Consider the following 19,632-nt stretch of genomic DNA (forward strand, 5'->3'; position numbering starts at 1 on the left):
ATTCCACCACTAATGGGGGGTGCCCGTGCGGGAATCAGATTCGACCGTCTCACCTGTGGTGGAGGCGTGGGCCACGTACCGCACCAGCACCGCCGACGACTGGCCGGCGCGGCAACTGGTACGCGCCAAGGGCGCGAGCCGGGTCAGCGTGGTGCTGCCGGCCCGCAACGAGGAGGCGACGGTCGGCGCGATCGTGTCGACCGTCCGGGAACACCTGATGGACCGTGTGCCGCTCGTCGACGAGCTGATCGTGGTGGACTCCCGGTCCACCGACCGGACCGCGCAGGTGGCGCGCGCCGCCGGCGCCGAGGTGGTCAGCCAGGACGCGATGACGCGCGGGCTGCCCCGCCTGACCGGCAAGGGCGACGCGCTCTGGGCCGGGCTGGCCGCAGCCGAGGGGGACGTGGTCGCGTTCGTCGACGCCGACCTGCGCGAGTTCCGGCCGCACTTCGTGACCGGGCTGCTCGGGCCGCTGCTGACGGATCCGGGCGTGGAGTTCGTGAAGGGCTTCTACCACCGGCCGCTGGTCGGTGCGACGAGTGTGGAGCCCGACGGCGGCGGGCGGGTGACGGAGCTGATGGCCCGGCCGCTGCTGAACCTGTTCTGGCCGGAGCTGGCCGGTTTCGTGCAACCGCTCGCGGGCGAGTACGCCGGCCGCCGCGAGGTGCTGGAGCGGGTGCCGTTCGTCACCGGGTACGGCGTCGAGACGGCCATGCTGATCGACCTGCTGGAGATGGTCGGGCTGGACGCGCTGGCCCAGGTCGACCTGGGTGAGCGCAAGCACCGGCACCAGGACACCGCCGCGCTGGGCCGGATGTCCGCGCAGATCATGCTGACCGCCTGGTCGCGGCTGCAACGACGCGGGTGGGCGGCGCCGGGGGTGGCGCCGACCGCCCTGCTGACCCAGTTCCGCCGGGGCGGCTCGGAGACGCTGCCCAACCTGGACCGCGAGATCGTGGTCAACGACGTGTCGGTGCAGGAACGCCCGCCGCTGGCGCAGATGCGGCACCGCCTTCCCCGCCGCCGGGTGGCGGCCGCGTGAGCGGGGAAACCCTGAGAGAGGACAGCGCATGACGCTCACCGTGCTGATGAACGCCGGGCCGTGGCTGTCCGTGCCTCCGCCGGGCTACGGCGGCATCGAGAACGTGATCGCCACGCTGGTGCCGGAGCTGCGCCGCCTGGGCGTACGGGTGGTGCTCGCCTCGGTGGAGAGCAGCACGCTGCCGGTCGACGAGCGGATCGCGGTCTTCCCGGACGGCCAGTTCCACGCGTTGCAGCGGCCGTACAACCAGGTCTGCGGCGTCTCCCAGGCGCACCTGTCCGAGGTGGTGCGGGCGCTGCACGCCCGCGACGACATCGACCTGGTGCACGACCACGTGGAGGCGGTCGGGCTGGCCACGCTCGCCGCGATGGGCCCGGACGCCCCGCCGGTGCTGCACACGCTGCACTGGGACCTGGCCAAGCATCCGGAGCTGTACGGCAACCTCGACGGCGGCGACCGGGTACGGGTCAACGGCGTTTCCGCGTCGCAGCTGGCGCGCGCTCCGGAGGCGCTGCGCGCGCACTCGGTGGGGCACGTGCACCTGTCCACCCCGCTCGCGGTCGACGCGGACCGGCACGCGCCGGTGGCCAAGGGCGACCACGTGGTGATCCTCGGCCGGATCAACCCGGGCAAGGGGCAGGACCTGGGCGCCCGGCTGGCGCAGGAGACCGGCTTCCGGCTGGTTCTGGCCGGGCCGGTCGGCCCGTACCACCGGCCGGAGGATCTGGCCGCGGCCGGCGACGAGGCCCGGCAGAACCCGGACGTGCGTTTCTTCTACGACCAGGTGGCGCCGAACGTCGACGGCGACCGGGTGCGCTGGGTCGGCACTGTCGCCGGGCGGGAACGCGACGACCTGGTCGCCTCGGCGCGGGCGTCGCTGTTCCCGCTGCGTTGGGAGGAGCCGGGCGGTACGGCTGTGGTCGAGTCGCTGTCGCTCGGCACGCCGGTGGTGACCACCGCGCGGGGCTGCCTGCCGGAGCTGATCGAGCACGGCCGCACCGGCCTGCTCACCGACGACGAGCGTGAGCTGGGTGACCTGGTGCTCGCCGCCGCCGGGCTGGAGCCGGCCGAGTGCCGGCGGGAGGCGGCCCGGCGGTTCACCCCGGCCCGGATGGCACAGCAGTACGTCGAGCTGTACGACCGGGTCCGGGCGGGCGTGACGAAGCCGCTGCAGCCGGCCTGAGCCGCACCGGCCCGGCTGCCCCGCGCGGCCGGGCCGGCGTTTGCCCCCGCCGGGCGCGGGAAACCGGCGCTTCCCGCGGTGGCGAGGAGGCCGGCGTGACGAACTCGATGGCGCACTCCCGGGCACGGCGCAACCCGGCCGACGGGCGGGCGCCGGTACGCCGGATCGCCTCGGGGTTCGCCGTGCTCCTGCTGCTGCTCGGCGCGCTGGGCTTCGTGCCGGGCATCACCAGCGACTACGCGGATCTGCGCTTCGCCGGGCCGGGCTCCGGCGCCCGGCTGTTCGGTGTGTTCCAGGTCTCGGCGGTGCACAACCTGGTGCACCTGGTACTCGGCCTGGCCGGGCTGGCGCTGGCCCGTACCGTCGCCGGCGCCCGCGCGTTCCTCGTCGGCGCCGGTGCGGTCTACCTGGCGTTGTGGCTCTTCGGTCTGGCGGTCGACAGACGCGACGCGGCGAACGCGCTCGCGGTCAACCGCGCCGACTCGTGGCTGCACCTGCTGCTGGGCGCCGCCATGCTGGCGCTGGGGCTGGTCGCGGCGCGGCGCGGGGACCGCCGCTGACCTGCGCCCCGGCGGCCCCGATGCCCGGTTTCACCGGTCCGGGGCCCGGGTACGTCCGTAGTCCTCCGGCTGCGGGAGGCGGCGATCGCCCCGGCCGGGCGGCCCTCCCCGACGAGAAGGAAACGAGGCGGCGATGGTGACCCGGATCAGGTGCGAGGTCCGCGACGAGTCGCCGGTCACTGTCGTACGGCTGGCCGGAGCGCTCGACCTGGGCACGATGCGCGCGGTGCACGAGGTGCTCGACAACTGCCTCGCCGCGCAGCCGGACGCCCTGGTGGTCGACCTGGAGGAGATCGAGGTCGGCGAGCCGCTGGCCCTGTCCGTCTTCGCCGCCGCCGCGCGGCGCGCCGCCGACTGGCCGGCGGTGCCGATGGTGCTCGCCGCTCCCTGCGCCGAGACGGCGGCCTGGCTGAACGAGACCACCGCCTGCCGGGTGGTGCCGGTGCGCCGGGACTGCGCCGAGGCGACGGCGCTGGCCGGCGCGGAGGCGGCGCCCCGGCTGCGGGCCCGGCTGGAGCCGGTCGCCGGCGCCTGCCGGCGGGCCCGGGAGCTGGTCACGGAGGCGTGCGGCAGGTGGAACGTGCCGGAGCTGGCCGGCCCGGCGTCGCTGGTGCTCACCGAGCTGGTCGGCAACGTGGTGCGGCACGCCGGCACCCCGATGCACGTGACGCTGACGCTGCGCCGGCCGTACCTGCGGGTCGCGGTGATGGACGGCAGCCCGGCCGACGCCCGCGCCGCGAGCAGCCGCGATCCGCGTGCCGAGGGCGGCCGCGGGCTGATGCTGGTCCGCGAGCTGACCCAGCGCTGGGGCAGCACTCCGGTCGGCGCCGGCAAGGTCGTCTGGGCCATGCTCCCGGCTAATTGACCGAATTCTCCGCTCTCGCCTGGTTACATGGGCAGAGGGCCGGGTACGCCCGCCCGTCCTGTCTGTCGTCACACGGGGTGAGATGCCATGCCCAAGCGGGTAGTCACGGAACCGGCACGAGACCGAGGGCCCGCGATCCTCGCGCCGGCCCGGTTCGGGGGCTACCCCGGGCCCGTACGGGAGGCGGTGAAGGGCAACGCGCTGTGGCGGTTGCTGCGGACCACCGACGCCAAGCAGATCGGCCTGCTCTACCTGATCACGTCGTTCGGGTACTTCATCGTCGGCGGGATCCTGGCGTTGATCATCCGGGTGGAGCTGGCCCGGCCGGGGATGCAGGTCGTCTCCCCCGAGCAGTACAACCAGATGTTCACCATGCACGGCACGGTGATGCTGCTGCTGTTCGCCACCCCGCTGTTCTTCGGGTTCGCCAACTACCTGGTGCCGCTGCAGATCGGCGCCGCCGACGTGGCGTTCCCCCGGCTGAACGCGTTCGCGTACTGGCTCTACTTCCTGGGCGCGCTCATGGTCGTGGGCGGGTTCGCCACCCCGGCCGGCGCGGCGGACTTCGGCTGGACCGCGTACACACCGCTGAGCACCGCGCAGCACTCCCCCGGCGTCGGGGCGAACATGTGGGTGGTCGGCCTGGCCGTGTCCGGTCTGGGCACGATCCTCGGCGCGGTCAACCTGATCACCACGATCGTGACGCTGCGCGCGCCGGGCATGACCATGTTCCGGATGCCGATCTTCACCTGGAACGCGCTGCTCACCAGCGTCCTGGTGATCTTCGTGTTCCCGCTGCTGGCCGCCGCGCTGCTGGCGCTGGCCTCGGACCGGCTGCTGCACTCGCACGTGTACGACTCGACGACCGGCGGGCCGATGCTCTGGCAGCACCTGTTCTGGTTCTTCGGCCATCCCGAGGTCTACATCATCGCGCTGCCGTTCTTCGGCATCATCACCGAGATCATCCCGGTGTTCTCCCGCAAGCCGATCTTCGGCTACACCGGCCTGGTGCTGGCCACCATCGCCATCACGGTGCTGTCGATGACCGTCTGGGCGCACCACATGTTCGCCACCGGGCAGGTGCTGCTGCCGTTCTTCAGCATCCTGAGCTTCCTGATCGCGGTGCCGACCGGAGTGAAGTTCTTCAACTGGATCGGCACCATGTGGAAGGGGCAGATCACGTTCGAGACGCCGATGCTGTTCGCCGTCGGCTTCCTGGTGACGTTCCTGCTGGGCGGCCTGACCGGGGTGCTGCTGGCCAGCCCGCCGGTGGACTGGCACGTCACCGACAGCTACTTCGTGGTGGCGCACTTCCACTACGTGATGTTCGGGACCATCGTGTTCGCCGCGTTCGGCGGGCTCTACTTCTGGTTCCCGAAGATGACCGGGCGGCTGCTCGACGAGCGGCTGGGCAAGATGCACTTCTGGACCATGTTCATCGGCTTCCACGCCACGTTCCTGGTGCAGCACTGGCTCGGCAACGAGGGCATGCCCCGCCGGTACGCCGACTACCTGCCCGGCGACGGCTTCACCACGCTGAACACGATCTCCAGCATCGGCTCGTTCATCCTCGGCGCGTCCACCCTGTTCGTGATCTGGAACATCTGGAAGTCGTGGCGGTACGGCGCGATGGTCACAGTGGACGACCCGTGGGGTTTCGGCAACTCGCTGGAGTGGGCCACCACCTGCCCGCCGCCGCTGCGCAACTTCGACCGGATGCCGCGCATCCGCTCCGAGCGGCCGGCGTTCGACCTCAAGTACGGCCCGCTCGTCTCCGACCTGGGCCGCGATCTGCCGCAGCGCACCACCAAGCCGCCGCAGTCGTTCCGCGAGGAGATGCACCACGAGCGGCACGTGCCGGAGTCGCCGTCGGCCGGCGGCGCGTACGGCGCGCCCGAGGCGGTGGACTACCAGCCCGCTCCGCAGTCCGGGGCGCGCCCGGTGGAGGTGCCGGAGCCGGAGGAGGTGCGCCGGCCCAGCTTCGAGGAGACCGACGAGCCGGAGGGCAGCGCGCTCAACGCCGAGCGCGACGACCAGCGCAACGACAGGTGGCGGCACCCGCGCGGGCACGGGGACACCCCGGAGAACTGAGACACCGGACGAGGGCCGGCGCCGTCGGGCGCCGGCCCTCTCGTCGTACGCCTCGCGCCGGCTCCCGTGGTGGGAAGCCGGCGCGGCACGTGCTGGTCGGTCAGTCGGCGGCCGGCAGTCCGGCCGCGGTCAGCGAGCGGCGCACCGCCGGCTGCACCCGGGTCAGCCGCAGCGGCACCCCGGTACGCGCGGCGGCCTCCCGGCCGGCCATCAGCGCGGCGATCCCGCCGGCGTCGAAACCACCGGCGCCGACCAGGTCGACCACCACCTCGCGGGGCTGGCCGGTGACCGCCTGGAGCACCGCCCGCCGCAACTGGTCCGCGCCGGCCCGGTCCACCTCGCCGCCGACCTCGACGACGACCCGGTCGCCGTTCTGCCTCACCGAGATCCGCGCCTTCGCCGGTTCGGCCTCGGCCGCGCCGTTCTGCCAGGGCGGCGGGGCGTCGGCGAGCATCGCCTGACGCAGCCAGGTCAGCGCTCGCGACAGCAGCCGGGACACGTGCATCTGGGAGATGCCGAACCGGGCGGCGATCTCCGCCTGGGTCTGGTTGCCGTAGAAGCGCATCGCCAGGATGCGGCGCTCCCGCCAGGGCAGCCGGTGCAGCAGGCCGCTGACAGTGACCCGGTCGTCCACCGACTCCAGCGCGTGGTCGGACTCGCCGACCAGGTCGCCGAACTCGGCCGAGCTCTCGCCGCCCACCGGCGCGTTGAGCGAGGCCGGGCTGTAGCCGGCAGCCGACTCCAGCGCGGCGAGGATCTCCTCCTCCGGCGTCTCCAGCCGGGCGGACAACTCGGCCACTGTGGGCGCGCGGGACAGCTCGCTGGTCAGCGTCGCCGTCGCCTGTCCCACCTCGAGGATCAGGTCCCGCAGCCGGCGCGGCACGTGCACGCCCCAGGTGCGGTCGCGGAAGTGCCGTTTGATCTCGCCGACGATGGTGATCGCCGCGTACGCGGTGAACGAACCGCGTTCCGGGTCGTACCTGTCGACGGCGTTGACCAGGCCGAGACGGGCCACCTGCTCCAGGTCCTCCAGCGGCTCACCGCGCCCGCGGTAGCGGCGGGCGAGCCGGCCGGCGAACGGCAGCGCGAACCGGACCAGGTCGTCCCGCGCCTCCTGCCGCCGCTCCGGTGGCAGGCCCTCGATCCGGGCCGCGTACGCGAGCGCCGCCGCGTCCAGGTCCTCCAGACCCCGGTCGGTGGTCGGTGGTGTGGGTGTGGTGGTCTGTCCGAACATCCGCGCCCCCTCGCCGAAGAGCCCCCGCCCGGTCGGAACCGGTCGTGCGCGTGGTCGGACCACGCACCGGGTGAGGAAGTTGGGTTACGTGACGGATACGTCGAAAGCGGTGGCTGCCCGCCGCACGGCGTCGTGGGCCGTTTCGCGGCGAGCGGTCTTCCCGCTCCGTAGGTACTCAATCACGGACCGCAGGATCGCGAGGAAGTTTCGCCAGGTTGGCCGGCAGCCCGGTCCCGGCGGCGGTTCAGCGGACCAGCAGGCCCTGGTGTGCGCCCGCGTCACGCAGGACGGCGAGGGCCTCGGCCATCCGCAGCGGCGGCGGCGCGGGCAGGTCGCAGGGCTGGTTGCGCAACACCTCCGTGGCACGTCGGGTGGGTACCGAGGCGACCGGGTAGCCGCGGGCGGCACCTCGGTCCAGGGCCCGCCGGCGGCGCCCGAAGCCGGCCACCGCCAGCCACTGGGGCAGTCCCGCGTACGCGGGCGAGCGCAGGCCGGGTGGCTCGGGCAGCACGTCCACCGAGCTGAACGGCTCGCTGCCGGCCAGCCACCACTCGACGCCCGCGACCCGGCGCGCGGCGGCGTTCTCGCACCAGTAGGGCACCAGGCCGGCCCGCAGCACCTGCGCCGGGTCGAGCAGCCGGCCGCACTCCACCACCAGCCGGTTGCCGGTCTTGCCGGCCCGCCGCAGCCAGCGCCGGTACAGGTCGGCGGTCACCGCGCTCAGCGCGTCCGGCTGCGGCACGACCACCAGGTGCAGCGGATGCCCGTGCCGGTCGCCGAAGGAGCGGGCGTCGTGCTCGAAACCGGACTCCACGCCGTGTTCGGCGAACGCGCCCGCCACCGTGACCTCCGGCGCGGTCCAGCGCGTCTCGTCACCGCCGGCCGCGCGCAGCACCTGGCCCAGCGCCCGGGCGTCCGGGTGGAAGTCGACCGGGTCCAGGCCGCCGCCCGGGCAGCCGGCCTGGAAGCTGTGCCCGTCGCCGCAGTCGCGTACCGGCCAGGTGCGGGCGTCGTGCAGCAGCAGCACCGGCGCGGCCGGTTCCAGCCGGTCGGCCAGGAAGCGCGCGTACGCCTTCGGCAGCGTGCGCCAGCGCACCGCGAACGTCACCGCCGCGCCGGCTGCCGCGCCCCGGCTGGCCGGGCAGTGCACCTGGCGTACGTGCACGCGCGGGTTGGCGTCGAGCAGCCGGGCGGCCAGCGTGGCTCCGTGCGCGTACGCGGCGTCCGGGCGGTCCACCGCCCCCCGGGTCCACTGCCCGGCCAGTTCGAACCCGGCAGGGAGCCAGGGCACGCCCAGGGCCACCGCGAGGTGGGCGGCGGCGCCGTGCGGCGAGCCGAGCACCACGCCGGGCCAGCGCCGGTCCGGGTACTGCCCGGCGAACCACCCGGCCACCCGCTCGGCGTCCACGGCGGCGATCTGGCCGGCGGTGAGCGCCGCCCGCCCGGCGGCCCGGACGGCGGCGGCGCGGCGTACCGGCTCGGGCGCGCCGGTGAGGCGGGACAGCGCGCCCGGGTGGCCGAGGTCGCCGCAGTCGTCGCCGCGCAGCGCCCGGGCGGTCACGGCGACCAGGACCCGGGCGGCGCTGCCGGCCGCCACCACCCGCTCCGCGGGCAGCCCTGCGCCGCTGACCGGCGTCCGTTCGACTCGTTCGCTCACCACGCGGCCCGGCTTCCCGTCCCTCTGGGGTCTAAACGGGGCATCTCCCCACGGGTGAGGACCAAGGCCCGCCCGGTAACCGCACCGCCCGCGACACCCAGGTACGCCGTCGCGCCGCGTGCCCGCCGTCGTGGGCGCAACAGCGCTCGGGTGCGGGTTTGGGCCGGACCGGGACGGGCACTGCACCGCGCATGCCCGACGACGAGAGCACCCCGGCGGCGACCATCACCCCGTACCGGGACGGACCACTGCTGGTACGCGGCGACTTCGCGCTGGTCACGCCCGACGGCACGCCGATCGAGACACGCCGGGGCACGGTGGCGCTGTGCCGGTGCGGAAAGAGCGCGATCAAGCCGTTCTGCGACGGCACGCACAAGGTGGCCGGTTTCCGGGCCGGCAGCGACCGCGAGTCCTGACCCCCACCTCGTCGATCTTGCACTTCGGTGCCCGGCAAACCTCCCGAACCGGACACTCAAGGGGCCCGAACTGCAAGATCGCGCGGGAAAGTGGGGGTCAGGCTGCGGCGAGGGCGTGCTGGGGTGGGCGCAGGGACGACTCGCCCGTCGACCAGGCGGTGAGCAGGTGTGCGGCGAAGAGGGCGTCCAGTCCCAGCGCGGCGGCGGCCCCGAACAGCACGTCGGACGCGAGCGCCGGCTCGGCCCGGACCAGCCCGCCGCACATGTCGTACGCGGCGATCTGCTCGTGTACGGCGTCGGCCTCGACGTGCTCGTCGTAGAAGCGCGTGGCGACCTCGTCGAAGCCGAGCCGGCGCAGTCCGTTGCCGTAGCGGCGATTCGGCAGCGACGAGGTCATCTCGTACGCGGCCAGGTGCCCGAGCAGCGCCCCGCGCAGCCGCCGGTGCAGGCCGAACAGCGACATCAGGTTGTTCGTCGCCAGTGTCACAGCCGGCACCCGGTCCAGATGGGCGGCGTAGCCGGTGTCCAGGCCGAGCCGGTCCATCGTGGTGCGGAACAGCTCGGCGTGCATCCGGTCCAGCCGGCCGTTGCCGTACTCGTCGGTCTGGATCTCCACGAGCGCGGCCTTCGCCGGCCCACCGAGCCGGGGCAGCGCCCAGCTGTGCGGGTCGGCCTCGCGCAGGTGGTAGATCGAGCGGTGGACGACGAACTCGCGGAACCGGTCGAGGTCGGCGCGGCGTTGCAGCGTGGCGGCCAGCGGCGGGCCGTCGTCGGCGGCCACCAGGTCGGCCAGCGCACCCGGCACGCCGGCCGGCAGCACCGCCGGCTGCGGACCGGCCAGCTCGCGCAGCGCCGCCTCGAACGGCCGCTCGGCGCGGGCGCGCAGCGCCAGCAGCGACGGCTCCCACTCCCACGCCTCGTCGACGCCCGACCAGCCCCGGTAGTGCAGCTCGTAGCAGAGGAACAGGGTGAGCTGGAGATCCTCGTCGGTCAGCGGCGCGGCGGCCGCGTCCAGGTGCGTGCCCAGCCCGGCCGGCAGCTCGCCCGGCGCCGCGCGCAGCGCGGTCAGCAGCGCGGCGGAGACGGGCCCGCGCGCCGCGGGCAGCGGAGCCGGGCCGTAACGACTGTCGGCGGCGACGGACATGTGACCTCCCGGGACGGTTGCGCCCGGTCGCAGTGCCCCGCCCGGATGCCGCTAAACGACTTCGTCCGCCGCGATGGCCTCGGTCTGGATCACCCGCTCCCGCACCCGGCGGGCGGCGTCCCCGTCGGCCACCAGGCCGCGCAGGTCGGCCAGCGCCGGTTCGGGCGCGTCCAGCGGCACGGCCGGGTCCACCACCGCCTCCAGGACGGCGGGCCGGTCGGCCGCCAGCACCTCGTCCCAGGCGGGTCCGACCAGGTCCGGCCGGTCCACCCGGACGCCGTGCAGCCCGAGCAGGCGGGCCCACCCGGCGTACGGCACCTCGGGCCCCCGCTCCCCGGGTGACCGGCCGCCGCCGACGCCGGACCGGTCCCTGTTGTTCAGCACCAGCACGATCAGCCGGGGATCGCGCCAGGCCGTCCAGTGGTGCGCCACAGTGATCAGCTCGGCCAGGCCGTTGAGCTGCATCGCGCCGTCGCCGAGCAGCGCGAACACCGGCTCGTCCGGGCGGGCCAGCTTGGCGGCGACCGCGTACGGCAGGGCGCAGCCCATCGAGCCGAGCGTGCCGCACAGCCGCGCCTGCACACCCGGCGGCAGCTCCAGGTGCCGGGCGTACCAGTAGACGACCGAGCCGACGTCGACGGCGACGCCGGCGTGCCGGGGCAGCCGGGTGGACAGCTCACGCAGCACGAGTCGCGGGTCGACCGGATCGGCGGGCGTGGCGGCGCGCTCGGCGGCGGCCACGCGCCACCGGTCCACCATCTTCTCCACCATGCCGCGCCACTCGCGGTGGGGATTCTCCGGCACCCGGGTCAGCAGCGCCCGCAGCGTCTCGGCGGCGTCGCCGACCAGCGGCACGTCCACCGGGTAGCGGGTGCCGATGCGCCGGCCGTCGATGTCGATCTGGATGGTGCGTACCTGGCCCGGCATCGGGAACCAGTCGGTCCACGGATCGTTGGTGCCGATCATCAACAGCGTGTCGCAGGAGCCCATGAGCTGCGCGGCGGCGGTGGTGCCGACCTCGCCGAGCACGCCGGTGTGGAACGGCAGCCGTTCGTCGAGCACCGGCTTGCCCAGCAGCGACGTGGCCACGCCCGCGCCGAGCCGGTCGGCGAGCGCGACGATCTCCTCGGCCGCGCCGTGCGCGCCCTGGCCGACGAGCACCGCCACCCGCCGCCCGTTGCCGAGCAGCGAGGCGGCGGCGTCCAGGTCGGCGTCGTGCGGCAGCACCCGGGCCAGCGGCTCGCCGGGCGTCGCGGTGACCACCCCGGCGGTCTGCGGCAGCAGGTCCGGTACGGCGGTGACCTGCAACGCGCGCGGCAGCACCACGCAGGTCGGGCTGCGGGTCGCCGCGGCGGTACGGAACGCCTGGTCCAGCAGTGCCGGCACCTGCTCGGGCCGGCGGCCGTAGCGGACGAACTGGTTGCACACGTCGCCGAACAGCCGGCTCAGCCCGATCTCCTCGTGCGCGCCGCCGAGCGGGCCGGTGACGTCCTCGCCGATGATCGCGACCACCGGCTTGCTGTCGAGCTTGGCGTCGTAGAGCCCGTTGAGCAGGTGCACGGCGCTCGGGCCCTGGGTCGCCAGGCACACCCCGACGCCGCCGGTGAACTTCGCGTGCCCGGTGGCCATGTACGAGGCGGTCTCCTCGTGCCGGGCGGGGACGAACGCCGGATCCCCGCCCGCGTCGTCGAGCGCGCCCACGAGCGGGGCGATCGCCGCGCCCGGACAGCCGAACACCCGCGGCACCCGCCAGGCCCGCAGGCGTTCGACCACCAGGTCGGCGACGATGCGCTCAGCCATTACCCCGCCCCGGCGTGCTCGCGTCGACGTAGCGCAGCACCGCGCCGACCCCGTCGGTCAGCTCCGGCGCCTCCTCGGGCGCGAGCACCGTCAGGTCCGCGTCGGTGCCGATCAGCGCGCGCAGCAGCGCCGCGTCGGCGCGTACCCGCTGGGGGTCGGCCACCGACATGCCGGCCAGCTGCCCCGGGTCGGTGGCGATCTCGGTCGGCTCGGGGCCCACCCACAGCTCGCCGTCGGCCGACGGGTCGTCCACGATGAGCATCGTGTCGACCTGGTTGCGTTGCAGCGCGGAGACCACAGCGTCGAGTCCGGCGCCGACGTCCTCCTGGACGCCGAAGCGGTCCAGCGCGGCGGCGATCCGCCGGTCGGCGACCTCGGCGACGGTCTGCACCATGATGTCGTCCATCAGCGTGTCGTCGGCGCCCACGTCGCGGGCGCCCGCGTCGGTGCGGACCAGCACGTCCTGCCAGCGCTCGGGGAGCTGGGCGGCGATCATGCCGGTGGCCCGGACGTCCCCGGCCACCAGAACGACGTCCGCGCCGACGCGCTCGGCCAGGTCGGCGGTGGCCGCGGCGGCGTCACCGGCGTTCTGGTGCCACGCCTCCATGGCGGCGCGCTGGTAGCGGGACTGCGACCAGCCGCCCGGCTGCACCCGGCGCAGCTGGCGGCTCTGCCCGCCCTTCACCTGGGCGCGCCGGGGCACGCCACCGGCGCTGACCGCCATCGCGTCCGCGCCGGTACGGTCGGCCAGCACCCGTACCCAGGCCACCTGCTCGCCGCGCTGGGCGACCAGCGGCATGGTGTGCGGCAGCGCCGACCAGCTCGCCAGGTCACGCAGCGGCGGCGCGGACAGGTACTCGGTGAGCACCACGCGGCCCCGGGTGGCGAACACGGCGATGCCGTAGTCGCCGGGCATCGGCTGGTGCCGGCGGACGACCTCCTCCACCGCCTCGACGGTGACCGGGTCGGCGCCCTGCCCCAGCAGGTCGCCCTTGAGGGCCCGCCAGCGCAGGTCGACCTGCGGTCGCGCGTCCTGGGTGTCGCGGGAGGCGTCCATGTACACCGAGCACCAGGGCCCGGGACGGTTGTAGAGCGGGCGCAGGAAGGACAGCTGCATGCTCGACCCCTTTCCGGCTCGGCCGCACGCATACCCGCACCCCGGCGGATGTCACCTGCCGGCGGCCGGGGCGTGACCACCGTTCATTCACGTCGTTCAACCCGAAGGGCCGATACCATCTGTGCACGGAACGGGACTCTCGGTGGTGAACATGGACACGGAGCTGTACAGCCGACGCGTCGTCCACCCGACGGAACGCGTCGTCACCGGGCGTCTCGTCCGGTTGATGGAGGGCTACGCCCGGGAGGTCCGGGTCGGGCAGCCCGCGCTGGTCGCGGTGCTGACCGCCGCGGGCGTGGTGGGGCTGCTGCTGAAGGTGATGCGCGCGTTGCTCAGCAGCGGCGGCGGCGGGGCCCGGCGCAGCTTCAAGGAGCTGAAGAAGGGGCCGGAGTTCCTGGTCACCCCGGTCCGGGTACGCGACGCCGCCGGCCGGCTGGTGGAGGTCGAGCTGCACGGCCACCTGCCGCAGAGCGCGCTGCACCCCGGCGACCACGTCCAGCTCACGCTGCGGGCGCAACGTGACGAGGACCTGCCGCCACGGATCGAGCGGATCGTCAACCTGACCACCGGGCAACTGCTGACCCCGCGTACCGCGACGCTCTGGTCCCATCTGGGTCCGGCGCTGCTGCTCCAGGCCATGCTGGGCGCCGTGCTGCTGTTCGGCGTGGCCGCCTGCTCGGCCCTGACCTAGGTTTCCCCGTCACCGGAGGCGGGCACCGCTGCGGCCATGTTCGCCGGATTCACGCTCACCGAGATCGACGTCGGCGAGGTCCGCCTGCGGGTACGCCACGGCGGCTCCGGGCCACCCGTGGTGCTGCTGCACGGGCACCCGCGTACCCATGCGACCTGGCACCGGGTGGCGCCGCGGCTGGCCGCGCGGCACACGGTGATCTGCCCGGACCTGCGCGGCTACGGCGGCTCGTCGAAGCCGCCGAGCGACCCGGAGCACACCGTCTACTCGAAGCGGGCGATGGCAGCCGACGTGGTCGGGCTGCTCGACGCGCTCGGCCACCGCCGGGCCGCAGTGATCGGTCACGACCGCGGCGCGTACGTGGCCATGCGGACCGCCCTGGATCATCCGGACCGGGTGAGCCGCCTCGGCGTGCTGGACGGGGTGCCGATCGGTGAGGCGCTGGCCCGCTGCGACGCCCGGTTCGCCGCCCGCTGGTGGCACTGGTTCTTCCTCGGTCAGCTCGCCAAGCCGGCCGAGCGGGTGATCAACGCCGATCCGGACGCCTGGTACGGCGGATCACCGGAGGAGATGGGCGAGCAGGCGTACGCCGACTACCGGCGCGCCATCCACGACCCGGCGACGGTGCACGCCATGTGCGAGGACTACCGGGCCGGGCTCGGGCCGGACCGGGCGGCTGACGACGCCGACCGGGCCGCCGGGCGGCGGATCGGCTGCCCGGTGCTGTTCGCCTGGTCCGAGCGCGACGACATGGTCGACCTCTACGGCGACCCGGCCGCGATCTGGCGGGACTGGGCCGACGACGTGCGGACCGCGTCGATCCCGTCCGGGCACCACATGGCCGAGGAGGCCCCGCGGGAGCTGACCGACGTGCTGGCCGGGTTCCTCGCCGAGGACGTCGCCGCGGTCAGCGACCCGCGGGGGTGAGCGGCCGCTGCGCCGCAGCCGGCGCGTCGAGCAGGCCCCGGCGGTTCGCCCAGCGCTCGAACAGCACGGTGGCGAACGGGGGCACCGCGCTGGCCAGGGCCAGCCCGGTCTGCACGAGCGTCCAGCGGCGCCGCCGGGCCACCACGAGCGCCAGCAGGCCGTAGACCACGAACAGCGCGCCGTGGATCGGGCCGAAGATCTTCACGCCGATCTCGTCGCCGGGCGGGCCGTACTTGACCGCCATGCCGGCCAGCAGCGCCGCCCACGAGCAGGCCTCGGCGAACGCCGCCACCACGAACGCCCGGATCCACCCGTCGCGCATTCCGCCACTCCCCTTCGCCGTCGGCGGCCATGCTAGCCGCCCGGGCCGGGCCGCCCGGACGGAACCCGCTGCCCCGCGACGGGGATCACCGGGGCCGCCACGGGGTACAGAAAAGGGCCTCCGGGCCTTTCCTGACCCGCCACTCCGTGCGAGGTTGGGGAGAACCAACGGTGACAGGGTGGTGACCATGGGCGAGGACGTCGGCGTGCGTACCTTCAGCCGGGAGGACCGGGCCCGCTATCGCGAGAAGGTCCGGCGGTGCCTGGACGTGTTCGCCGAGATGCTGCGCGAGTCCCGGTTCGACGTGGAGCGGCCGATGACCGGCCTGGAGATCGAGCTGAACCTGGTCGACGACGGCTTCGACCCGGCCATGCGCAACGCCGACGTGCTGGAGGCGATCGCCGACCCGGCGTTCCAGACCGAACTGGGCCAGTTCAACGTGGAGATCAACGTCGAGCCGCGGCGGCTCGCCGGCACCGGCACCGCGGCGTTCGAGGAGCACGTCCGTGCCAGCCTGAACGCCGCCGAGTCCAAGGCCCGCACCGTCGGCGCGCACATGGTGATGATCGGGATCCTGCCGACGCTGCGCCCGGAGCACCTGACCGCCGAGACGCTGTCGGCCAATCCCCGGTACGCGCTGCTCAACGAGCAGATCTTCGCCGCCCGGGGCGAGGACCTGCCGATCGCGATCAGCGGGGTGGAGCGGCTGGCCACCACCGCCGACACCATCACGCCGGAGGCGGCGTGCACCAGCACCCAGTTCCACCTCCAGGTCAGCCCGGCGCAGTTCGCCGACTACTGGAACGCGGCCCAGGCGGTCGCCGGCATCCAGGTGGCGCTCGGCGCGAACTCCCCGCTGTTCTTCGGCCGGGAACTGTGGCGCGAGACCCGGGTGCCGCTGTTCCAGCAGGCCACCGACACCCGGGCGGAGGAGATCAAGGCCCAGGGCGTACGCCCGCGGGTGTGGTTCGGCGAACGCTGGATCACGTCGGTGTTCGACCTGTTCGAGGAGAACGTCCGCTACTTCCCGGCGCTGCTGCCGGTCTGCGACCCGGAGGACCCGGCGGCCACGCTGCACAGCGGCGGCGTGCCGAAGCTGGCCGAGCTGCGGTTGCACAACGGCACCATCTACCGGTGGAACCGGCCGGTCTACGACGTGCTCAAGGGCCGGCCGCACCTGCGGGTGGAGAACCGGGTGCTGCCGGCCGGGCCGACGGTGGTGGACACCGTCGCCAACGGCGCGTTCTACTTCGGCCTGGTACGGGCGCTCGCCGAGTCCGACCGCCCGTTGTGGTCGCAGATGTCGTTCAGCGCGGCCGAGGAGAACTTCAACGCCTGCGCCCGGCACGGCATCGACGCCCAGGTGTACTGGCCCGGGCTGGGCTACCTGCCGGTGACCGAGCTGGTGCTGCGCCGGTTGCTGCCGATGGCCCACCACGGGCTGGACCGGTGGGGCCTGGACCCGGCGGAGCGGGACCGGCTGCTCGGCATCGTCGAGCAGCGCTGCCTGACCGGCCGCAACGGCGCGACGTGGCAGGTGGAGACGCTGCACCGGCTGGAGTCGGCCGACCACATGGACCGGCCGGCGGCGCTGCGCGAGGTGGTCCGCCACTACGTCGACCTGATGCACAGCAACCGGCCCGTGCACGAGTGGCCGATCCCCTGAGCCGGGCCGGCGCGGTGCCCCGCGTCAGCGCAGCGCCGTCACGGCCGCCCGCGCGGCCTGGGCCACCAGCGCGTCGTCGGGCTCCGCGTCGCGGCTGTCCCGGCTGGACATGACTGCGAGCACGATCGGCGCCCGGTCCGGCGGCCACACCACGGCGATGTCGTTGCGGGTGCCGTACCCGCCGGTGCCGGACTTGTCCGCCACCTGCCAGCCGGCCGGCACGCCGGCCCGGACCAGCCCGCTCCCGGTGGTGCTGGCCCGCATCCAGCCCAGCAGCAGGTCGCGGTCCGCGGGCGGCAGGGTCTCACCCAGCGTGTACGCCCGCAGCGAGCCGGCCAGCGCGCGCGGCGTGCTGGTGTCGCGCTCGTCGCCGGGCGTGGCCGCGTTGAGTTCCGGCTCGGTACGGGCGGGCCGGGTCACCTGGTCGCCGACGTCTCGCAGCGCCCGCGCGAAACCGGCCGGGCCGCCGAGCGCGTCGAACAGCAGGTTGCCCGCGGTGTTGTCGCTGTACCGCACCGCCGCCTCGGCGGCGTCCCGCAGCGTCATCCCGGTCTCCACGTGCCGTTCGGTCACCGGGGAGTGCGCCACCAGGTCCGCGCGCCGGTAGCGGACCACCCGGTCCCGGTCGGCGTCCGACGTGGCGGCCAGCATCGCGCCCGCCGCGAGTGCCTTGCACGTGGAGGCGTACGCGAACCGCTCGTCGGCCCGGTGCGCGAGGGTGCGGCCGGTGCCGGTGTCGAGGGCGAAGACGCCGATCCGGGCGCCGGAGCGCCGCTCCAGGGCCGCCAGTTCCGGCGGCGCGGGCACCGGCGAGGCGTTCGGTGTGGCGCTCGGCGTGGCCGGTGCGGTGGATGCGGCCGGGGCGCTGGTCGGCGGTGCGGCTCCGGGCCGGTCCGTGGTGCAGCCGGCCACCAGAGCCGTCGCCGTGAGCATCGCCGCCGCGAGCACCTGCCGTCGGATCATCCGTTTCCTCCCCCGTCGTCCGGACCACGCCGTTCTCGGGCCATTGTCGCCGATCCCGGTCGTCGGCGGTCCGCAGCCTCTCGGCCGGCGCGGTGGTCCGGCCGTCCGCCCGCGCCGGCCAGGACCGGTGGTTCGCCGGCCGACGCGGCGGGTCAGCCCGCGACGGCGGCGAACGTGACAGCGCCGAGCGCGGCCACCGGCAGCGCCACCGCGGCGGCCAGCAGCCGCACCCGGGCGGACCGGCCGATCAGCACCACGAGCAGCGCGGCGAGCCCGAGGTCGATCGCCACGTTCCACCACGCTCCGGGGTACGACCCGGACTTCAGCGCGAACCGCAGCGCCTCCTCGACGAACACGGCCACCGGCAGGGCGGTCCCCACGATTCGCCGCCATCCGTCGGTCCGCGCCCAGATGCCGCCGACGCCGAACACCACGCCCGCCACCACGCCGAACGCCATCCAGACGATCGAGGTGGGCGACCAGATCACGGCGAGGTCGTCGCCCTGGAGCAGCGTCGCCGCCAGGTAGTAGCTGGGCACCGCGACGATCAGCAGGACGCTGGCCGCCACGGCGGCGCGCACCGCGCCCGACCGGATCCACCAGCCCAGCGCGAACGCGGCGACCGCCCAGGTGGCTGTGGAGTTGCCGAGTTCGGCGAACGGGAACGGCACCCACTTGATCCAGACGAAGTCCAGGAAGCCGAGCAGGAAACCGGCGACGGGGACGACAAGCGCGACGGCGCGACGCGAGGGTGGCATGCCGGGGAGCATACTCAGTATGCTCCCCGGGTCGGCAGGGTGGCCCTACGAAGCCAGGCGCCGCTCGGACGGCGCGAGACGCACCGCGGCGTCGGAGCGGCTGATCTCGGCCCACACCTCGTCGAGGGAGAGGCCGAGGACGTCGGCGATGGCGGCGATGGTGGGGAACGCCGGCGTGGCGACCCGGCCGGACTCGATCTTCCGGAGCGTCTCCGGGGAGACACCGGCGTCGAGCGCGGTGAGCAGCATCGAACGCTCGCCCCGGGCGCGGCGCAGAAGCGCACCGAGGCGCTGCCCGCGCTCGACCTCGGCGGGGGTGAGGGGCAACCTGACCATGCCAGGATTCTAATACCGGGATAACATGACCGGGATACTTATTGGTCGCGTGAGGAAGGCGCCTGCATGATCGAGATCCTGAGCCCCACCGACGTACGGCGGGCGCGGGACACCGGCGCCCTGGTCGCCCACATCCTGCGGACGCTGCGCAGCCGCACCACCGTCGGCACGAACCTGCTCGACATCGACAGGCAGGCGCAGCGCATGATCACCGAGGCCGGGGCGCAGTCCTGCTATGTCGACTACGAGCCGTCGTTCGGGCGCGGGCCGTTCGGCCACTACATCTGCACCTCGGTCAACGACGCGGTGCTGCACGGGCTGCCGCACGACTACACGCTGGCCGACGGCGACCTGCTGAGCCTCGACCTGGCCGTCTCGCTGGGCGGGGTGGTGGCCGACTCCGCGATCAGCTTCGTCGTCGGTGACGCCCGGCCCGCGGAGAGCGTCGCGCTCATCGACGCCACCGAACGGGCGCTGCAGGCCGGGATCGCCGCGGCCCGCCCCGGCGCCCGCGTCGGCGACCTCTCGTACGCCATCGGCTCGGTCCTCACCGAAGCCGGATACACGGTCAACACCGAGTTCGGCGGCCACGGCGTCGGGTCGACGATGCACCAGGACCCGCACGTGTCGAACACCGGGCGCCCCGGTCGCGGCTACACGCTGCGTCCCGGACTGCTGCTGGCGCTGGAGCCGTGGGTGATGGCGGACACCGCCACGCTGGTCACCGACGCCGACGGGTGGACGCTGCGCAGCGCGACCGGCTGCCGCACCGCGCACAGCGAGCACACCATCGCCATCACCGACGACGGCGCGGAGATCCTGACGCTGCCGAAGCAGTGACCTTCGCTGCGGCAGGCGTC

19 protein-coding genes are annotated in these 19,632 nt (G+C 74.2%); 10 read left to right on the plus strand and 9 right to left on the minus strand.

Annotated features, from left to right (window positions below):
• Positions 1 to 58: 58 nt before the first annotated feature.
• The 5 genes from BFV98_RS05850 to ctaD all read left to right on the plus strand — a co-directional run bounded on the left by BFV98_RS05850 (position 59) and on the right by ctaD (position 5,741).
• Positions 59 to 1,042, plus strand: a complete 984-nt coding sequence (locus tag BFV98_RS05850; protein ID WP_255368330.1) for a glucosyl-3-phosphoglycerate synthase — start codon at positions 59 to 61, stop codon at positions 1,040 to 1,042.
• Between the two features lie 28 nt (positions 1,043 to 1,070).
• Positions 1,071 to 2,225 carry a glycosyltransferase gene (locus tag BFV98_RS05855; protein WP_071095258.1) on the plus strand — a complete coding sequence of 385 codons (1,155 nt, stop codon included), beginning with the start codon at positions 1,071 to 1,073 and terminating at the stop codon, positions 2,223 to 2,225.
• 107 nt (positions 2,226 to 2,332) lie between these two features.
• The gene (locus BFV98_RS05860) at positions 2,333 to 2,785 is read left to right on the plus strand and encodes a DUF4383 domain-containing protein (protein WP_030274282.1); all 453 of its coding nucleotides are present in this window, start codon (positions 2,333 to 2,335) and stop codon (positions 2,783 to 2,785) included.
• A 133-nt stretch (positions 2,786 to 2,918) separates the two neighbouring features.
• Positions 2,919 to 3,650 (plus strand): ATP-binding protein, encoded by a 732-nt coding sequence (locus BFV98_RS05865; RefSeq protein ID WP_013286031.1) that lies wholly within the window; start codon positions 2,919 to 2,921, stop codon positions 3,648 to 3,650.
• An 87-nt stretch (positions 3,651 to 3,737) separates the two neighbouring features.
• Entirely contained in the window at positions 3,738 to 5,741 is a 2,004-nt protein-coding gene (gene ctaD, locus BFV98_RS05870) for a cytochrome c oxidase subunit I (RefSeq protein WP_013286030.1), read from the plus strand.
• A 100-nt stretch (positions 5,742 to 5,841) separates the two neighbouring features.
• Here the strand turns inward: ctaD and BFV98_RS05875 are convergent, their stop codons facing one another.
• Entirely contained in the window at positions 5,842 to 6,975 is a 1,134-nt protein-coding gene (locus tag BFV98_RS05875) for a SigB/SigF/SigG family RNA polymerase sigma factor (protein ID WP_013286029.1), read from the minus strand.
• A gap of 244 nt (positions 6,976 to 7,219) precedes the next feature.
• Positions 7,220 to 8,635 carry a hypothetical protein gene (locus BFV98_RS05880; protein ID WP_071095262.1) on the minus strand — a complete coding sequence of 472 codons (1,416 nt, stop codon included), beginning with the start codon at positions 8,633 to 8,635 and terminating at the stop codon, positions 7,220 to 7,222.
• A gap of 188 nt (positions 8,636 to 8,823) precedes the next feature.
• Between BFV98_RS05880 and BFV98_RS05885 the strand changes: the two genes are divergently transcribed.
• Positions 8,824 to 9,048 (plus strand): CDGSH iron-sulfur domain-containing protein, encoded by a 225-nt coding sequence (locus BFV98_RS05885; protein ID WP_071095264.1) that lies wholly within the window; start codon positions 8,824 to 8,826, stop codon positions 9,046 to 9,048.
• A gap of 97 nt (positions 9,049 to 9,145) precedes the next feature.
• Here BFV98_RS05885 and BFV98_RS05890 read toward each other — a convergent pair whose 3' ends face one another.
• Genes BFV98_RS05890 through BFV98_RS05900 form a run of 3 tightly spaced genes read right to left on the minus strand, consistent with a single transcriptional unit; the run spans position 9,146 to position 13,109 of the window.
• The gene (locus BFV98_RS05890) at positions 9,146 to 10,192 is read right to left on the minus strand and encodes an iron-containing redox enzyme family protein (RefSeq protein ID WP_071095267.1); all 1,047 of its coding nucleotides are present in this window, start codon (positions 10,190 to 10,192) and stop codon (positions 9,146 to 9,148) included.
• A gap of 51 nt (positions 10,193 to 10,243) precedes the next feature.
• Positions 10,244 to 11,992 carry a thiamine pyrophosphate-binding protein gene (locus BFV98_RS05895; protein WP_047892241.1) on the minus strand — a complete coding sequence of 583 codons (1,749 nt, stop codon included), beginning with the start codon at positions 11,990 to 11,992 and terminating at the stop codon, positions 10,244 to 10,246.
• Positions 11,985 to 13,109, minus strand: coding sequence for a Vms1/Ankzf1 family peptidyl-tRNA hydrolase (locus BFV98_RS05900; protein WP_013286024.1), 1,125 nt, complete (start codon positions 13,107 to 13,109; stop codon positions 11,985 to 11,987). Before BFV98_RS05900 ends, BFV98_RS05895 begins: the two co-directional genes overlap by 8 nt.
• 151 nt (positions 13,110 to 13,260) lie before the next feature.
• Between BFV98_RS05900 and BFV98_RS05905 the strand changes: the two genes are divergently transcribed.
• Together BFV98_RS05905 and BFV98_RS05910 are read left to right on the plus strand one after the other, a co-directional pair.
• A complete protein-coding gene (locus BFV98_RS05905) occupies positions 13,261 to 13,800 on the plus strand; it encodes a hypothetical protein (protein WP_071098766.1) in 540 nt (179 codons plus the stop codon).
• Positions 13,801 to 13,836: 36 nt separating this feature from the next.
• Positions 13,837 to 14,727, plus strand: a complete 891-nt coding sequence (locus BFV98_RS05910) for an alpha/beta fold hydrolase (RefSeq protein WP_013286022.1) — start codon at positions 13,837 to 13,839, stop codon at positions 14,725 to 14,727.
• Here the strand turns inward: BFV98_RS05910 and BFV98_RS05915 are convergent.
• Entirely contained in the window at positions 14,708 to 15,049 is a 342-nt protein-coding gene (locus BFV98_RS05915; protein ID WP_030274298.1) for a DUF3817 domain-containing protein, read from the minus strand. The genes BFV98_RS05910 and BFV98_RS05915 overlap by 20 nt on opposite strands.
• Before the next feature lie 187 nt (positions 15,050 to 15,236).
• Between BFV98_RS05915 and BFV98_RS05920 the strand changes: the two genes are divergently transcribed.
• A complete protein-coding gene (locus BFV98_RS05920; RefSeq protein ID WP_013477011.1) occupies positions 15,237 to 16,715 on the plus strand; it encodes a glutamate--cysteine ligase in 1,479 nt (492 codons plus the stop codon).
• Between the two features lie 24 nt (positions 16,716 to 16,739).
• Here BFV98_RS05920 and bla read toward each other — a convergent pair whose 3' ends face one another.
• The 3 genes from bla to BFV98_RS05935 form a co-directional block, all read right to left on the minus strand.
• A complete protein-coding gene (gene bla / locus BFV98_RS05925; protein WP_071095270.1) occupies positions 16,740 to 17,678 on the minus strand; it encodes a class A beta-lactamase in 939 nt (312 codons plus the stop codon).
• 152 nt (positions 17,679 to 17,830) lie between these two features.
• The gene (locus BFV98_RS05930) at positions 17,831 to 18,436 is read right to left on the minus strand and encodes a DUF6518 family protein (RefSeq protein ID WP_244879762.1); all 606 of its coding nucleotides are present in this window, start codon (positions 18,434 to 18,436) and stop codon (positions 17,831 to 17,833) included.
• Positions 18,437 to 18,481: 45 nt separating this feature from the next.
• The gene (locus tag BFV98_RS05935; protein ID WP_013286017.1) at positions 18,482 to 18,772 is read right to left on the minus strand and encodes a helix-turn-helix domain-containing protein; all 291 of its coding nucleotides are present in this window, start codon (positions 18,770 to 18,772) and stop codon (positions 18,482 to 18,484) included.
• Between the two features lie 66 nt (positions 18,773 to 18,838).
• Here BFV98_RS05935 and map point away from each other — a divergent pair, with 66 nt between their 5' ends.
• Positions 18,839 to 19,612: a type I methionyl aminopeptidase gene (gene map / locus BFV98_RS05940; protein ID WP_071095274.1), complete on the plus strand. Its 774-nt coding sequence runs from the start codon at positions 18,839 to 18,841 to the stop codon at positions 19,610 to 19,612.
• Positions 19,613 to 19,632 lie beyond the last annotated feature (20 nt).

The sequence above is a fragment of the Micromonospora sp. WMMB235 genome, from assembly GCF_001855515.1.
Classification (GTDB): domain Bacteria; phylum Actinomycetota; class Actinomycetes; order Mycobacteriales; family Micromonosporaceae; genus Micromonospora; species Micromonospora aurantiaca.

Bases quoted from the DNA above. Each gene is read 5' to 3' on its own strand.
- BFV98_RS05890 (WP_071095267.1), bottom strand. From the start codon at position 10,192: ATGTCCGTCGCCGCCGACAGTCGTTACGGCCCGGCTCCGCTGCCCGCG.
- BFV98_RS05895 (WP_047892241.1), bottom strand. From the start codon at position 11,992: ATGGCTGAGCGCATCGTCGCCGACCTGGTGGTCGAACGCCTGCGGGCC.
- BFV98_RS05920 (WP_013477011.1), top strand. From the start codon at position 15,237: ATGGGCGAGGACGTCGGCGTGCGTACCTTCAGCCGGGAGGACCGGGCC.
- BFV98_RS05935 (WP_013286017.1), bottom strand. From the start codon at position 18,772: ATGGTCAGGTTGCCCCTCACCCCCGCCGAGGTCGAGCGCGGGCAGCGC.
- bla (WP_071095270.1), bottom strand. From the start codon at position 17,678: ATGATCCGACGGCAGGTGCTCGCGGCGGCGATGCTCACGGCGACGGCT.
- map (WP_071095274.1), top strand. From the start codon at position 18,839: ATGATCGAGATCCTGAGCCCCACCGACGTACGGCGGGCGCGGGACACC.
- BFV98_RS05930 (WP_244879762.1), bottom strand. From the start codon at position 18,436: ATGCCACCCTCGCGTCGCGCCGTCGCGCTTGTCGTCCCCGTCGCCGGT.
- BFV98_RS05885 (WP_071095264.1), top strand. From the start codon at position 8,824: ATGCCCGACGACGAGAGCACCCCGGCGGCGACCATCACCCCGTACCGG.
- BFV98_RS05875 (WP_013286029.1), bottom strand. From the start codon at position 6,975: ATGTTCGGACAGACCACCACACCCACACCACCGACCACCGACCGGGGT.
- BFV98_RS05860 (WP_030274282.1), top strand. From the start codon at position 2,333: ATGGCGCACTCCCGGGCACGGCGCAACCCGGCCGACGGGCGGGCGCCG.
- BFV98_RS05855 (WP_071095258.1), top strand. From the start codon at position 1,071: ATGACGCTCACCGTGCTGATGAACGCCGGGCCGTGGCTGTCCGTGCCT.
- BFV98_RS05910 (WP_013286022.1), top strand. From the start codon at position 13,837: ATGTTCGCCGGATTCACGCTCACCGAGATCGACGTCGGCGAGGTCCGC.
- BFV98_RS05905 (WP_071098766.1), top strand. From the start codon at position 13,261: ATGGACACGGAGCTGTACAGCCGACGCGTCGTCCACCCGACGGAACGC.
- ctaD (WP_013286030.1), top strand. From the start codon at position 3,738: ATGCCCAAGCGGGTAGTCACGGAACCGGCACGAGACCGAGGGCCCGCG.
- BFV98_RS05900 (WP_013286024.1), bottom strand. From the start codon at position 13,109: ATGCAGCTGTCCTTCCTGCGCCCGCTCTACAACCGTCCCGGGCCCTGG.
- BFV98_RS05915 (WP_030274298.1), bottom strand. From the start codon at position 15,049: ATGCGCGACGGGTGGATCCGGGCGTTCGTGGTGGCGGCGTTCGCCGAG.
- BFV98_RS05865 (WP_013286031.1), top strand. From the start codon at position 2,919: ATGGTGACCCGGATCAGGTGCGAGGTCCGCGACGAGTCGCCGGTCACT.